The sequence below is a fragment of the Amycolatopsis regifaucium genome, from assembly GCF_001613935.1.
Taxonomy (GTDB): Bacteria; Actinomycetota; Actinomycetes; order Mycobacteriales; family Pseudonocardiaceae; genus Amycolatopsis; species Amycolatopsis regifaucium.
Map to the genome: position 1 here is coordinate 210,373 of NZ_LQCI01000052.1, position 14,267 is coordinate 224,639.

14 protein-coding genes are annotated in these 14,267 nt (G+C 68.3%); 12 read left to right on the forward strand and 2 right to left on the reverse strand.

The genetic code is table 11. The features are described from left to right. The first annotated feature begins 151 nt into the window (after positions 1–151). From AVL48_RS36490 to AVL48_RS38840, 6 genes are all read left to right on the forward strand, one after another. Positions 152–547 (forward strand): hotdog fold domain-containing protein, encoded by a 396-nt coding sequence (locus tag AVL48_RS36490; protein ID WP_061980957.1) that lies wholly within the window; start codon positions 152–154, stop codon positions 545–547. Beyond that, positions 544–2,067: a flavin-containing monooxygenase gene (locus AVL48_RS36495; RefSeq protein WP_061980956.1), complete on the forward strand. Its 1,524-nt coding sequence runs from the start codon at positions 544–546 to the stop codon at positions 2,065–2,067. Before AVL48_RS36490 ends, AVL48_RS36495 begins: the two co-directional genes overlap by 4 nt. Next, positions 2,064–3,119: an alpha/beta hydrolase gene (locus AVL48_RS36500; protein ID WP_061980955.1), complete on the forward strand. Its 1,056-nt coding sequence runs from the start codon at positions 2,064–2,066 to the stop codon at positions 3,117–3,119. The genes AVL48_RS36495 and AVL48_RS36500 overlap by 4 nt, the downstream gene beginning before the upstream one ends. Next, positions 3,116–4,465: a flavin monoamine oxidase family protein gene (locus AVL48_RS36505; protein WP_061980954.1), complete on the forward strand. Its 1,350-nt coding sequence runs from the start codon at positions 3,116–3,118 to the stop codon at positions 4,463–4,465. Before AVL48_RS36500 ends, AVL48_RS36505 begins: the two co-directional genes overlap by 4 nt. Before the next feature lie 273 nt (positions 4,466–4,738). After that, positions 4,739–5,950, forward strand: coding sequence for an amidohydrolase family protein (locus AVL48_RS36510; protein WP_061980953.1), 1,212 nt, complete (start codon positions 4,739–4,741; stop codon positions 5,948–5,950). A gap of 40 nt (positions 5,951–5,990) precedes the next feature. After that, positions 5,991–6,449, forward strand: coding sequence for a GNAT family N-acetyltransferase (locus tag AVL48_RS38840; RefSeq protein ID WP_074038186.1), 459 nt, complete (start codon positions 5,991–5,993; stop codon positions 6,447–6,449). Between the two features lie 4 nt (positions 6,450–6,453). Here AVL48_RS38840 and AVL48_RS36520 read toward each other — a convergent pair whose 3' ends face one another. Further along, positions 6,454–7,983 (reverse strand): nucleobase:cation symporter-2 family protein, encoded by a 1,530-nt coding sequence (locus tag AVL48_RS36520; RefSeq protein ID WP_061980951.1) that lies wholly within the window; start codon positions 7,981–7,983, stop codon positions 6,454–6,456. A 225-nt stretch (positions 7,984–8,208) separates the two neighbouring features. Here AVL48_RS36520 and AVL48_RS36525 point away from each other — a divergent pair, with 225 nt between their 5' ends. Both AVL48_RS36525 and AVL48_RS36530 read left to right on the forward strand, forming a co-directional pair. Beyond that, on the forward strand, positions 8,209–9,048 hold the full coding sequence (locus AVL48_RS36525; RefSeq protein WP_061980950.1) for an endonuclease/exonuclease/phosphatase family protein: 840 nt from the start codon (positions 8,209–8,211) through the stop codon (positions 9,046–9,048). Then, a complete protein-coding gene (locus AVL48_RS36530) occupies positions 9,045–10,226 on the forward strand; it encodes a family 43 glycosylhydrolase (protein ID WP_061980949.1) in 1,182 nt (393 codons plus the stop codon). Before AVL48_RS36525 ends, AVL48_RS36530 begins: the two co-directional genes overlap by 4 nt. Positions 10,227–10,300: 74 nt before the next feature. Here the strand turns inward: AVL48_RS36530 and AVL48_RS36535 are convergent, their stop codons facing one another. Then, the gene (locus AVL48_RS36535) at positions 10,301–11,122 is read right to left on the reverse strand and encodes an alpha/beta fold hydrolase (RefSeq protein WP_061980948.1); all 822 of its coding nucleotides are present in this window, start codon (positions 11,120–11,122) and stop codon (positions 10,301–10,303) included. A 653-nt stretch (positions 11,123–11,775) separates the two neighbouring features. On the opposite strand from AVL48_RS36535, the gene AVL48_RS36545 reads away from it, so the two are divergent. From AVL48_RS36545 to AVL48_RS36560, 4 genes are all read left to right on the forward strand, one after another. Further along, positions 11,776–12,207, forward strand: coding sequence for an Hsp20/alpha crystallin family protein (locus AVL48_RS36545; protein WP_061980946.1), 432 nt, complete (start codon positions 11,776–11,778; stop codon positions 12,205–12,207). Between the two features lie 69 nt (positions 12,208–12,276). Next, the gene (locus tag AVL48_RS36550) at positions 12,277–12,459 is read left to right on the forward strand and encodes a hypothetical protein (protein ID WP_061980945.1); all 183 of its coding nucleotides are present in this window, start codon (positions 12,277–12,279) and stop codon (positions 12,457–12,459) included. Between the two features lie 32 nt (positions 12,460–12,491). Next, positions 12,492–12,815: a DnaJ domain-containing protein gene (locus AVL48_RS36555; protein ID WP_061980944.1), complete on the forward strand. Its 324-nt coding sequence runs from the start codon at positions 12,492–12,494 to the stop codon at positions 12,813–12,815. 147 nt (positions 12,816–12,962) lie between these two features. Beyond that, on the forward strand, positions 12,963–14,204 hold the full coding sequence (locus AVL48_RS36560) for an acetyl-CoA hydrolase/transferase family protein (protein ID WP_061981140.1): 1,242 nt from the start codon (positions 12,963–12,965) through the stop codon (positions 14,202–14,204). Positions 14,205–14,267: the final 63 nt, after the last annotated feature.

Here is a 14,267-nt window from a genome sequence, read left to right on the forward strand (position 1 = left end):
GATCAATTGACAAAGATGATGGGCGTCCCGTCGCGCGTTGTCAACAGACCCTTTCGAGCGAGCGCCTGAACCGCCCCTTGACGAGAGATGAAAGTTGCCACACACTCGGCCAACTGACTTAATCGGATGACCTACTCGGTCAGGAGCTCTCATGAAAGTCATCCATCGGCGCTACGTCGCCTACTCCGAAACCCACTACGCCGGCAATCTCGTCGACGGGGCGTTCGGCCTGGCGCTGTTCGGCGACGCCGGAACCCATCTCGCGATCGTCACGGACGGCCACGAAAGTCTCTTCGCGGGTTACTCGTCCGTGGAATTCCTGTCGCCGGTGCGTGGCGGGGACGTCATCGAGGTCGAAGCCCGGCTCGCGGCCAAGGGAAACCGGAGCCGGACGATCGACTTCGAGCTGCGCGTCATCGCCAGGGCTCTCGACCACACGGGCAGAGCGGAAGTCCTCGCCGAGCCCATCGTCGCCACCCGGGCTCGCGGGACCGGCGTCGTCCCCGTCCTCCCGCAGGACCGAAACCCAGAAGGAAGTGCAGCATGAAGGACACAGACGCGTCGGAGTCCGCCGACATCGTCGTCATCGGCGCCGGAATCTCCGGTATCGGCGCGGCCCGGCATCTGATGGCCGACTTCCCGGGCAAGAAGGTCATCCTGCTGGAGTCCCGCGACTCGATCGGCGGCACCTGGGACCTGTTCCGCTATCCGGGTGTCCGGTCCGATTCCGACCTGCACACCTACGCCTACGAGTTCAAGCCGTGGCGGCACCGGAGCGCGATCGCCGAAGCGCCGTTGATCCGCGAATACCTCGGCGAGACGGTGCGCGAGTTCGGCCTCGACGACATCCTGCGGCTCCGGCACCGAGTGACCGCCGCCGACTGGTCCAGCGACGAGGCACGGTGGACGCTTCAGGTCACCGCGACCGACGAAGCCGGTACCGAACGCACGAAGACCATCAAAACCCGCTTCGTCTTCAGCGCCACCGGCTACTACCGATACGAAGAGGGGTACACGCCCCCCTTCGAGGGCCGTGGCGATTTCCGGGGGGACATCCTGCATCCCCAGCACTGGCCCGAAGACTACGACCACAGCGGCAAACGCGTGGTGATCATCGGCAGCGGCGCCACGGCGGTGACGATGCTCCCGGCCATGCTGATGGGTGAGGGGGCCGCGGCGCACGTGACGATGCTCCAGCGCACACCGAGCTACATCGCCTCCCAGCCGCGAGTCGACAACATCGCCGTCAAGCTCACCAAGCTGCTCGGGGCCAAACGCGGCTACGCGGCCACGCGCCTGAAGAACATCTGGATCGACTTCCTGCTCGTCAGCAGCCTGCGCAAGTTCCCCGACTTCGGCCGGAAGGCGCTTCGCAGGTGGACGCTCAAGGAACTTCCGGCGGACGTCGACGTGGACACCCATTTCAATCCGCCGTACGCCCCCTGGGACGAACGCCTCTGCGTCACCCCGGACGGCGAGTTCTTCAAGGCACTCCGCGACGGCGACGCCGAGGTGGTCACCGACCGGATCGACCGCTTCATCGAGGACGGCATCCTTCTGCGGTCGGGCAAGACGTTGAAGGCCGACCTCATCGTCACCGCGACCGGTCTCGTCATGCAGCTGCTGGGCGGCATTCAACCCACAGTGGACGGTCGTCCGGTGAAGATGTCCGACGTCGTCCTCTACCGCGGCGCCCTCATCTCCGGAGTGCCGAACTGGGCCATGATGCTCGGCTACACGAAGGCGTCGTGGACCCTCCGGCTGGGCAACGTGTGCCGCCTGGTCGGCGACGTGCTCCGCCGTATGGACGCGAACGGCTACGACATCGCGGTCCCGGTGGCGCCGGAGGAACTGGCCACCACGGATCTCCTCGACCTCACCGCGGGCTACATGCAGCGGGCGAAACCCCACCTTCCCCGGCAGGGCACCGAATCGCCGTGGCGGATGCACACGACGTTCGTGAAGGACAACCGGCTCTTCAAAGGTCAGCTTGTCGACCGCAACATCCGTTTCTCCGTTCGCACACCCGCGGCCGCCGGCCTCACGAGTGCGGCGGCGGACTCGTGACCGCGGCGCGCCTGACGTTGAGCCGACGTCTTCAACGGGGCTTCGTCGTCGCACTGAGCCGCATCCCGGCCCCGCTCCTCAGCCTGGCGGTACGCCCACCGGTCAACAGCGATGGCGACCGGATGGCACCCGACGTCGCCCTCCTGATGAAGCTCACGGCGGCCGGTGCCGACTACAGCGACCTTCCGGTGAAAGCCGCCCGAGAGGTGACCGAGCGCGACGCGGCCTTGTTCGCGGACCGGATCGCCCCTTGCGCGATCGAACGAGAAGTCGATCTCGGCGATGGGTTGCCGTCGACCCGCTACAGCACCGGCAAGACCTCCCGAGCGCTGATCCTCTTCTTCCACGGCGGCGGTTTCGCACTGGGGAGCCGCGAGGGCTACGCCGCCCCGGCGCGGATGCTCGCACAGGGAACGGGCGCCGACGTCTTGTCCGTCGAGTACCGGCTCGCCCCCGAGTACGCCTTCCCGGCGGCGCACGACGACGCGCTCGCCGCGTGGCGGTACGCCGTCGAGCACGCGGCCGACTGGGGTGTCGACCCACACCGGATCGTCGTCGCCGGGGAAAGCGCCGGAGGCAACATCGCCGCTGTGCTCTGCCAGCGGCTCCGAGGTCAAGCGGTCCAGCCGATGGCGCAGGTGCTCATCCAGCCGGTCACCGACATCTCGCGGCGACGTCCCTCTCAGGACGAGTTCGCCGGGTCCCCCGCTTTGTCGGCCAAGCAGATCGACTGGTTCATGGGCCACTACCTCCCCGAAGGAACCGACCATCGTGACCCGCGGGTCTCCCCGTTACTGGCAAGTGACCTGGCAGGTCTGCCCCGCGCCATCGTGACGGTCGCCGGTTTCGACCCGCTCCGCGACGACGGACTCGCTTACGCGGCCGCGCTGACGGCGAGCGGCGTACCGACCGCGGTGATCCACGAGCGCGGACTCGTGCACGGCTACATCGCCTTCACCGCGATCAGCCCGAGCAGCAGGACCGCCACGGGACGGCTCGTGCGAAGCGTCGCCGCGGCACTGACATCGACACCGGTACGGAGCGAACCATGACCGAATCCATCCAGGAGCACACAGCGGACGTCGTCGTGGTCGGCGCGGGCATGGCGGGCCTGATGGCGGCGACCACCCTGTCCGATCAGGACGTCGTCGTGCTCGAAGCCGCCAGCCGGGCCGGTGGTCGCGTGGAGTCGGCTCGCCGAGGCGACTACTGGATCAACCTCGGCACCCAGTTCACCGAGGGCACCGGTCCCTTGATCGAAGCCCTGGAACGCCACGGGGTCGGCATGGGGACACTGGCCGGTAAGAAGGTGGCCCTAGCGCTTCACGGAAAACAGGTCGACACCTCGAATCCGTTCGGTTTGATGGTCCGCTCCCGGATGACCTTCGGCGACCGGGTCGGGCTCGCGGCCGTCGGCGCGCGCATCATCGCGGCGGCACCGTTCCTGCAGCTGAACCCCGACACCCGCCTGGCGGAGCGCGTCCGGGCGAGGCTCGACGCCCTCTCCGCGTCGTACGTACTTCGAGGAGTGCGCTCCGAAGTCGCGCGAGACATGGTCCGGTCCTGGTCCGGGCAATGGATGGGCTGCGAGCCCGAGGAGACCGCCGCGACCCAGTTCATCACTTCGATGGGCATTCTCCTGACCGATCCGGCGAAGGTGCCCAACCTTTCCTTGCCGGAAGGGGGAAACCAGACCCTCACCGACATCCTGGCCGCCGACCTCGGCGATCGGCTGCGGCTGAACTCGCCGGTGAGATCGGTGGAGTGGACCGAGAACAGCGTCGTCGTGGCTTACGAGGACGAGAACGGACCGGCGCGGATCCGTGCCCGCCGGGCGATCGTCGCCGTTCCCGCCGACGTGGCCGTGAAGCTCATGCCAGGCCTCCCCACCGGCTATCGGAGGGCGTTCGACGACATTCGCTACGGCCGTTACGTGGTGGTGGGTTACTTCACCCGCGAGGAGGGCCCACAGCGGTGGGACGACTACATCGCCGTGTCGACACCACAGCTGTCGTTCCAGGCGATGTTCAACCATGCCGCGGCGTTGCGCGGGCCCGGCCCGCGAAAGCCGGGCGGCGCGCTGGCCTGCTTCGCGGGCGGCGCGGTGGCCGACAGTCTTTTCCAGCTCACCGACGAGGAGATCATCACCCGCTTCACCGCGGACCTCCTCTCGCTCTACCCAGAACTCGAAGGAAAGCTCGACGAAGGAATCGTCCGGCGCCACCACCGGGTCGTGCCGTTCTGGGCACCCGGCGGACGTGCCTCGCTGGCGACGCTGCGCGGAAACCTCGGCCCCGTCCACCTGGCCGGCGACTACCAGCTCGACATGCCCTCACTCGCCGACGCCGCCACGTCGGGTGAGCGGGCCGCGAAGCGGGTTCTGGCGAGCATGTCGTGAGGGCGGGCCCTCTGTCGTCATACCCGTCTTATCGAGGGTAAGGCCAATATCGCGTGATCGGCTCGATGCCGTTCTCTCCGCTGAGACTCGAACACCGTGTTCGATTTAGGACTGTGTGCGGTTTCGTGGTGGGGTCGTGAGTGCTGATCGGGGTGAGAACACCACTTGGCACTCACGACTTCCCTCGGCGGACCTGCACCCGGACGCGGGCACACCGAGCCACTTCGGTATACCAAAGAGCCGGTTCGGACCCCGGCAGGAAAGGTGCTCCCCGTGTTGATCCGTGACGTCCGCCCGTGGGGTGGACAGCGCAGCGACGTCGAAGTGGCCGGTGACCGGATCGCGGCGGTGCGGCCGCACGATCCGGCCGCCGCCACGGCGCCCGGCACGGTCGAGGGGCGCGGGCGGCTGCTGTTCCCGTCGTTCAGTGACGTGCACGTCCACTTGGACTCGACGCGGATCGGCCTGCCGTTCCGGCCGCACACGGGCGCGCCGGGCGTGTGGGCGATGATGCTGAACGACCGCGAGAACTGGCGCGACGCCGAGGTCCCCCTGCCCGAGCGCGTCGCCGGGACGCTGGAGCGGATGATCGCCAACGGCACCACGCGGGTGCGCAGCTACGCGCAGGTGGACGTCGACTGCCGGTTGGAGAAACTCGACGCCGTTCTCGCCGCGAAGGAGCGGTTCGCCGCGCACGCGGACGTCGACGTGATGGCGTTCCCGCAGGCCGGGATCCTGCGCGAGCCCGGCACCGCGGACGTGCTGGAGGCCGCGCTGCGGTCGGGTGCCACGGTCGTCGGCGGGATCGACCCGTGCTCGCTGGACAAGGACCCCAAGGGGCATCTGGACGTCGTGTTCGGGCTCGCCGAGAAGTACGGCGTGGAGGTGGACATCCACCTGCACGAGCCGGGGCACCTCGGCGTGTTCTCGACCGACTTGGTGATCGAGCGGGTCCGCGCGCTGGACATGCGCGGCAAGGTGACCATGTCACACGCGTACGGCTTGGGCTCGGTCTCGGAGTCGGTGAGCCGCCGCATGATCGACACGTTCGCGGAGCTGGACATCGCGATGGCGACCGTCGCACCGTCCGTCGACGGCCAGCTGTCCCTGGCGGACCTCACGACCGCCGGCGTGCGCGTCGGTCTGGGGGAAGACGGCCAGCGAGACTACTGGAGCCCGTACGGCAACTGCGACCTGCTCGACCGCACCTGGCAGCTGGCCTTCACCCACGGCTTCCGCCGCGACGACCTTATCGAAATGGCACTGGCCGTCGCGACGATGGGCGGCGCGTCGATCATGAGCCACGACGTCCCTAGGCCGGCCGGCATCACCGACCGTCCCGGCGTGGCCGTGGGCGATCGCGCCGACCTGGTACTGGTGGACGGCGAGACCCCGACGAGCGCGGTGATGGACCGCAGCAAGGACCGCACGGTGCTGCACGACGGCGTCGTCGTGGCGGACGGGCTGGCGGTGGTGAACCTCTGATCGGCCGCGCCTCGACGTGCCCCGATAGTAGGCTTCGGGCGTGAGAACCCGGCCCGCCACCCCAGACGACGTAGACGCTCTCGTTCCCCTCTTCGAGCACTGGGGACACCCACAAGATCGCGCGGGGGTCGCGGAGATTCTGAAGCAGTGGCAAGACCTTCCCCGAGGCGCTCTCATCGTCGCCGACGACAACGCCGACGTCGTCGGAATGGCCGCTGTCGTGGCGAATCCGCGACTGGCCGACGCGAAACGCAACGCCCATCTGCAGGGACTCGTGGTCGCCCGGCGGCGGTTGCGCACCGGCGTCGCGAGCATGTTGCTGACCGCGGCGGAGGACCTCGCCCGCGAATGGGGCTGCGTGCGGCTGGAACTCACCACGTCACGCACCCGGGACGCCGCACAGCACTTCTATCGGGCTCGTGGCTATCACGAGACCACGAGCCGGCAGGAGCGCTTCATCCGCGAGCTCCACGACCGGACCGCGGGCATGGCGCGCTGAGGGGTCAGTGCCCGTCCGGCTCGGAGCCGATCCGGTACGGCACCGGCCTGCCGTCCGCGTCCCGGACCGGCACCGGATTGCCGTCGGCGTCGACGATCTTGCCGTCGACGATCCTGTCGCCGTTCTTGAGCCGGGAAAGCGCCTTCAGGTCCGAGTAGTCGATCACTCGCGTGGCGGCCGCGAACACTGACGGGTTGTCGTCTGTCTTGCCCGCCTTCAAGTGGTTGAAGAACAGGTTCAGCAGGACCGCCGTCAGCGCGGCGGCGCTGATTCCCGAGTGGAAGATCGTGCCGACCCACGCCGGGAAGTGATGGTAGAAGTCCGGCGCCGCGATCGGGACCATGCCCAGGCCGACGGAAGCCGCGACGATGACCAGGTTCATGTTCCCGTTGTAGTCCACTTTGGACAACGTCTTGATGCCGGACGCCGCGACCGTGCCGAACAGGACGAGACCCGCGCCGCCCAGTACCGGATAAGGAATCGCGGCGACCACCCGCCCCAGTACCGGGAGCATGCCCAGTACCAGCAGGACCACCCCACCGGCGGTCACCACGAACCTGCTCTTGATCCCGGTGATCGCGACGAGGCCGACATTTTGGGCGAACGCGCTCTGGGCGAACCCGTTGAAGACCGGCGCGATCGCCGAAGACGCCATGTCGGCCCGCAGCCCGTCGCCGATCCGGCGTTTCCCGACGGGCGTGTCGACGATCTCCCCCACCGCCAGGATGTCGGCCGTGGTCTCCGTGAGGGTCACCAGGATGACGATGAACATCGAGGCGATCGCGGCGACGCTGAAGGTCGGCGGGCCGAAGGCGAACGGTGTCGGCACGGCGAAGATCGGGCCCTCCCCGACCGCGGAGAAATCGGCCTCGCCCAGCGCGGCGGCGAGCACGGTGCCGACCACGATGGACAACAGGATCGAGAGCCGGGACACCGCCGGGATCGGGACCTTGCTCAGCACCAGCACGATGACCAGCGTCAGCGCGGCCAGCCCGATGTTGGAGACCGAGCCGAAATCCACCGCCTTGGCGTCGTTGCCCATCGCCCACCGCGCGGCGACCGGCATCAGGCTGAGGCCGATCACCGTGATGACCGTGCCGGTGACCACCGGCGGAAAGTACTTCACCAGCCGAGAGAACACCGGCGTGACGAGCACGCCGAGCAGCGCCGAGGCGATGACGGCGCCGAACACCGCGGGCAGGCCGCCGTCGGCCACGATCGCGGTCATCGTCGCCACCCCGGCGAACGAGGTTCCCTGGACCAACGGAAGCCGGGAGCCGAAGAAGGGCAGGCCGAACGATTGCAGAATCGTCGCCAGCCCACCGATGAAGAGACAGGAGGCGACCAGCAGGCCGATCTCCGACGGCGAGACCCCCGCGGCGCCACCGATGATCAGCGGCGGCGCGATGATGCCGCCGTACATCGTCAGTACGTGCTGGATGCCGTAGGTGAAACTCTTGCCCGCCCCGAGCCATTCGTTCTCGGAACCGCCTCTCGCGGCCGCGTCACCCGCCATCGGCCTTCTCTTCACCATCGGATCCGCCTCTCAGCAGTGCCGGGCCCCAAGTTTCGATCTGCGGAGGTTAACTTCCACATGGCAGAATTGGCAAGACCGGGCGAGCCGGCCCAGGGCCGGGGGGGGGCGACGGCGAGCGCTGGAGCCAATTCTTTCCGGAGTATGACGGGAGCTCTCGTTCCGTGGTCCGGCGCCGCCCACCGGTGTTCTGATTCCCTTCCACCGCAACACTGGAGGGAAATCATGGACAAGTTCCGCAATTCGACGACGCGTCCGGCACCGAGACGCAAGGCTCTCACCCTCGCGCTTCTCGTGCCGTTGGTATCGCTCACGGCGGTGATCGGCGCCGGGACCGCCGAGGCCGCGACCGATCGCACGATCAAGGTGGTCACCTACAACGTGGGCGACGCGGGTGGCCTCAAAGCCGACCTCGTCCGTCTCATCGAGACCGAACGTCCCGCGGTCATCGGACTGCAGGAGGTCGCCGACCGCGAGGAAGTGGTGAAGGACGCGGCGGCCGCGACAGGTTATGTCGCCATTTACGAAACTGACCGTCAAGCGGTGAAGCACAACGCGATCCTCGTACGCGGCAACCTGACCATCTCCGGCCACGGGGCCACCGAGATCTCCCCTTCGTCCAAAGTGGACCCGTCCACCCCGGGAACCGGGCCCGCGGAACCCGGCGACTGCGGCTGCTGGGTACCGCCGAAGTACATCAATTGGGTGCGCGTGGGAGGTTCCGAATTCCAGTGGGTCGTCGGCGTCGCGCACCTCACGCCGTCCGCGCAGCGGTACGACCTCAACCGCGAACTGCACAATCTCCAGGTCCGCAACACCGCCGACTGGTTCTCCTCGCGGGTGGCCGAGCCGATCGTCATGGGTGACTTCAACGCCGAACCGGGATCGGACCTGATGACCGGTCTCCGGCGCGTGGCCAAGGCGTACAGCGCCCCGAGTCACGAAACCCGGTCCATCGACCACGTGTGGGCGAAGAGGGATTCGGCGGGCTCCGAGGTCGACGCCCTGTCCGGCTACGGCAGCGACCACCGTCCGGTTCGGGCCCGGGTGACGGTGACCCGATGAGGAGGCTCTCGTACCTGCGCTCGTTGGTGATCGGCGCGGTCGTCGCCGCGTGCGGTGCAGGTCTCCTGACGGCGCTGCCGAGCGCGACGGCAGTCGAAGCCGACACCGGACCGCGAGACGAGTCCCTGGACTTCCGGTTTCCGGCGGCGGACCTGATGCGGGTGCCGGACACGAACACCTACATCGCCGTCGGGGCCAGCATTCCCGGCAAGAAGCTGCCGTACACGAAGGTCGAGTTCGCCGACGGCTCCTTCCAGCGCCGCGGCGCCATCGATGGTGACGCGTGGGACGGTGTCACGTTCCCCACCGGCTACTGGGCACGGCGGGATTCTCCACTGTGGACACCATCGATGTTCGCGCACCAGGAGGACGGGCGCGTCGTCTACTACGTGTTCTACAGCGCGGCGCTACCCGGGCCCGAACCGGACGGCCAGGCGAAACACTGCATCGGCTACGCCACCTCGTTGCGCGCCACCGGAGGGTTCGTCGCGAACGCCGATCCGCTGTTCTGCCCCGGACACGGGTGGGCGATCGACGCCGACGTGAGCCGGGGCCAGGGCGAGGTCTGGCTGACCCTGCGCAACGGCGCGTGGACCCAGAACCGGATCACCGCGCTGGGCGCGGCCAAACTGGAATTCGACCGGGCCCGGCACGTGCGGCGGCTGTCGGAGGACGACGCGAAGAAGTTGATCGACAACGCGAATCTCGAGTGGACACACCACAACAGTCCCGCCGAAGACGTACTCACGATCGAGAATCCCAACGCCGTCCGTATCGACGGCGAGTGGTTCCTCTTCTATTCGGGGAACAACTGGTACGCGAACCGCTACTCCACGGGCGTCGCGTACTGCGGAACCGCGTTGACCGGCAACCGGTGCACGCCGATGTACGAGCAGCGGGCGTACTTCTCCTACGAGCCCGACCCGGAGGGTGAGCCGCGGTTCCGGCCGGGGCTGCCGGACAAGTACCGCAAGAAGAACCTGCCGGGCAACAAACGGGGCCCGGGAGCGTTCACCGCCTTCCCAGCGCCCGATGGTTCCTGGTGGGCGTCCTGGAACTACATCACCGACGCAAGCCTTCTCCCGCAGGAGGACCCGTCGCCGGAACGACGGAGCAGGATCGCCCGGCTGACCAAAACCGGCAGCGGAGCCACCGCCGACTTCACGGTCACCTGGTAACCGCGAGTTTCGCGACGGCTCGTGAGTGACGATGAGGGTCTCAACCCTCTTTGTCACTCACGAGCCCATCCGGGTCAGGACGTCACGCGGGTCAGCCAGGAGCGCAACTCCGTCGCCATGACGACCGGGGCGTCGAGGTGGACCAGGTGCCCCGCCCGCTCGACAGGGGTGAGCGAGGCACCGCGAATGCCCGCGGCGAGCCGCTCGCCGGTGGCCGGCGGAATCCAGGTGTCCTCGGTGCCCCAGAGGATCTTCACCGGGAGGTCGATGCGGTCCAGCAGTGCCTCGTTCTCCTCGAGGTACCGCTCGTCGTATGCGGCGATCTGGCGATAGAAAGCCGGTTGTCCCTCCTCGCCGAGCCATGGGGCGGCAAGCCGGGCGAGGTCGTCCTCGTGCAGTCCGCGGTGGGACGCGTTGCCGATGTACGCCTTGACCAGAGCCTCGTGGATGTACGGCGGGACCTGGGCGAGGACGTCCGGGTGCTGCTTGACCAGGCGGAAGAACGGTGAGCCCGCGGGCGGGATCGCCACGACGTCGGCCATCAGCAACGACGCGTACGCCACCTCGTGCACCAGATGGGTGCGCAACGAGACGGCGCCGCCGTAGTCGTGCGTGACGACGTGCGGCCGATCGAGTCCCCAGTGCGTGAGCAACGCCGCGAACGCCTCGGCCTGGACACCGAAGTCGACGGGATGTCCGGCGTCCTTCGACGACTGGCCGTAGCCCGGCATGTCCCACAGGTACACGGTGAAGTCGCCGCTCAACGCTTCCGCGAACGGGCGCCACAGCCACGACGACCACGGCGTTCCGTGGCAGAACACCACCGCGGGTCCCGAGCCGGTCTTGTCCCAGGCGATGCGCCGCCCTTCCCAGCTGAACGTCTCACGAAGATCCATATCCCTCATCGTAGGCGGCCCGCTGCTCGGCGAATCCTGAATCGAGTCCGTGGCGATCAGATTTTCTTCGACACGGACTTGACACAATCTACGGTGATGGCTATAAGAAAAGTATCGGTCAGGAACCTGGTGAAGACGCCCCTGGAAGTGATCGAGATGTACGGCACAAGCGTTCCCCGCCCCGCTGGGCGGCTGCCGAAGACACGGCAGGCGGGCTTCGTCGAGCTGATCTGCCTCGACCCGGTTTGGGTGCGCACGGAGTTCGATGCGATCATCGCCGCCAACTTCGGCGCCGACACGCGGGCCGCGGTTCCCGTACGCCGCCCACCACGTCACGCACCGGATTTCCGCGACCGTCCCGGTGAAACGGACCGGAGGCCCATCCTCCCCTCGTGGATCGGACGCGGTGATCTCGCGAGGATGGCCCACCGGGTAGGAGCCAGGGAGCGGTCTCCTCCGCCACGCGGCGGCGGTGTCACACGGCAAGCTAGTCCAAGACGTTTTACTTACCCTGCCTGGAAGTTGAGTCCGATCCGCCCGCCACGGCACCGCGCTGCGGCGGGCACCGGATTGCCCCGGGGCGGCAGTCCCACAGATCTCAAGCGGGTTCGACCGCCCATCCCGAAACGATTGGTGTGGAAGGAGACTGTGACATGTTGATGCGTACCGACCCGTTCCGTGAGCTCGACAGGCTGACCCAGCAGTTCCTCGGCGCCAACGGGACACTGGCCCGTCCGGCGGCGATGCCGATGGACGCCTACCGCACCGGCGACGAGTACGTGGTCGCCTTCGACCTGCCCGGTGTGCGCCCGGACTCGATCGACCTGGACGTCTCACAGAACGTGCTGACCGTGAAGGCCGAACGGCCCGGACCCGGCGACGACTCCGCCGAGTACCAGGTCGCCGAGCGGCCACGTGGTGTGTTCAGCCGGCAGCTGTTCCTGGGCGAGACGCTGGACGCCGACAACATTCAGGCCGGCTACGAGGCCGGTGTGCTCTCGTTGCGGATCCCGGTCGCCGAGCGCGCCAAGCCGCGCAAGATCGCCATCAGCGCGGACAACGACACCAAGCGGATCAACGCCTGACCGATCGTCCGTAAGGCCCCGGAGACACCCGTTCTCCGGGGCCTCGCCCGACCGAGCTGGAGGATCGTGGTGGACCAGGACAAGCCATGGAACGACGTGGCCGATCAGCTGCGCCCGGCCCGGGCCGACCTCGATGTCGACGGCGACCCCCTCGACGGCGAGGAGCCGATCGAGGTGGTCGATGCCGATCCTGCCGACGTCGCCGACCAGCGCCGCGTCGTGCCGCTGCCCGACGACCAGTCCGGTCTTTGAGCGCACCGACGGCGGGCGAGGGGAGCTGAGCGATGCCCCGGCACGATCCCTATCGAGTCCTCGGCGTCACCCGCACGGCCGAGGACGGCGAGATCACCGCGGCGTTCCGGGCACTGGTGCGCGCTCTTCATCCCGACACCCGGCGTGAACCCGCCGATCCGGCACGCCTGGCCGAAGTTCTGGCCGCTTACCGCCTGCTGCGCGACCCTCGTCGCCGCGCGGCCTACGACCGCCGGCATTCCCCCGCGGCACCAAGGGATCCGGGAGCCACGCCGATTCCCGTGCGCGTGCGCACCGGTCACTCACCCCGGCAACCCGACATCCGGGTCAGCCCGGTCCGGCGCCACTTCGGCTGAGTGACGCGCGAAAGTCGGCGGGAGCCGCTCCGCGGCCATGGCACGGGAGCCGGGCCTGTCCCCGGAACGAGTGAATCCGCCTCACCGGAGCACCGCTCGGTGCTCGCGAAGGACCGGGACCGCGGCCCGGTCCGGTATCCAGGGTCCATGCGCATCCTGTCCGAGTCGCGGCTGTCCGCCGTCCTGTCCGCCGCCCTCACCTGTCCGAGGGTCGTGGTCAGTGGCAATTTCGCCACCCCGTATCGCGCCCTGGAGCTGCTGGACAAGGCCGTGGCCGAGTACCGGCTGTTCGCGCTCAACGCCCAGCCCGGTCTTCCCGACCGTGCCGGGGTGACGCTGGAGACGCCTTTCGTCGGGGCCGGGATGCGCGGGAAGCCGATGCTGCGGTACTTCCCCTCCCGCCTGTCATTGGTGCCTCGTCTGCTCCAGCAGGCCCTGCCGCCCGACATCGTGGTGATCCACACGTCCACCCCGGTGGACGGATGCGTGTCCCTGGGCACGGAGGTGAACATCCTGCCGTCGGCGATCGAGGCGGTGCGTGCGCGCGGCGGTCTCGTGATCGCCCAGCTCAACCCCCGGATGCCCTACACCTACGGCGACGGCGTGCTCGCCTGTGACGAGGTGGACTACGCGATCGAGGTCGACGAGCCGCTGCCCTCGCCCGTGCCGCGCCCGATCAGCGACGTCTCGCACGCGATCGGTGAACGCGTCGCCGAACTCGTCCCGGCCGGCGCGACCCTGCAACTCGGCATCGGCGCCGTCCCGGACGCGGTGCTCGCCGCGCTGACGACGCGCCGGGGTCTCGCCGTGTGGTCGGAGATGTTCAGCGACGGAGTGCTGGGGCTGGAACGGGCGGGCGCGCTCGACCCGGACGCGCCGGTGACCGCGTCGTTCGTGTTCGGCGGCGCGGAACTCTACGACTGGGTGGACCGCAATCCCCGCGTGCGGCTCCTGCGCACCGAGAAGACCAACGACCCCGGCCTGATCGCCCGGCAGCCACGGCTGGTCTCGATCAACAGCGCCCTGCAGATCGACCTGTACGCGCAGGCGAACGCCAGCCGAGTGCACGACGTCATCTACTCCGGGTTCGGCGGGCAGACCGACTTCGTGGTCGGAGCACTGCACTCCCCCGGCGGCCGCGCGATCATCGCCCTGCCCTCCTGGCACCCCAAGGCCGACGTGTCCACCGTGGTACCTCGGTTGGCGGGCCCGGTCACCTCGTTCCAGCACAGCTACTTCGTCAGCGAACAGGGCACCGCCACCATCTGGGGCCACGACGCCGGTGAACAGGCCGAGCAGATCATCGGGCACGTCGCCCATCCCCGGGCGCGCGACGAACTCCGGGAGGCGGGCCGCCGCCTCGGTTTCCCGCTACGGGACGGGAGTTGAGCTTTCGCCGAAAAGGACGATTTCCGCCTGTAGTCACGTTGTTACGTCCATCAGCCTGAATCT

What these genes read in the sequence shown, in the direction of transcription:
- AVL48_RS36490 (WP_061980957.1), top strand. Translation starts at nt 152, where the DNA reads ATGAAAGTCATCCATCGGCGCTACGTCGCCTACTCCGAAACCCACTAC.
- AVL48_RS36495 (WP_061980956.1), top strand. Translation starts at nt 544, where the DNA reads ATGAAGGACACAGACGCGTCGGAGTCCGCCGACATCGTCGTCATCGGC.
- AVL48_RS36505 (WP_061980954.1), top strand. Translation starts at nt 3,116, where the DNA reads ATGACCGAATCCATCCAGGAGCACACAGCGGACGTCGTCGTGGTCGGC.
- AVL48_RS36520 (WP_061980951.1), bottom strand. Translation starts at nt 7,983, where the DNA reads ATGGTGAAGAGAAGGCCGATGGCGGGTGACGCGGCCGCGAGAGGCGGT.
- AVL48_RS36525 (WP_061980950.1), top strand. Translation starts at nt 8,209, where the DNA reads ATGGACAAGTTCCGCAATTCGACGACGCGTCCGGCACCGAGACGCAAG.
- AVL48_RS36530 (WP_061980949.1), top strand. Translation starts at nt 9,045, where the DNA reads ATGAGGAGGCTCTCGTACCTGCGCTCGTTGGTGATCGGCGCGGTCGTC.
- AVL48_RS36535 (WP_061980948.1), bottom strand. Translation starts at nt 11,122, where the DNA reads ATGGATCTTCGTGAGACGTTCAGCTGGGAAGGGCGGCGCATCGCCTGG.
- AVL48_RS36545 (WP_061980946.1), top strand. Translation starts at nt 11,776, where the DNA reads ATGTTGATGCGTACCGACCCGTTCCGTGAGCTCGACAGGCTGACCCAG.
- AVL48_RS36555 (WP_061980944.1), top strand. Translation starts at nt 12,492, where the DNA reads ATGCCCCGGCACGATCCCTATCGAGTCCTCGGCGTCACCCGCACGGCC.
- AVL48_RS36560 (WP_061981140.1), top strand. Translation starts at nt 12,963, where the DNA reads ATGCGCATCCTGTCCGAGTCGCGGCTGTCCGCCGTCCTGTCCGCCGCC.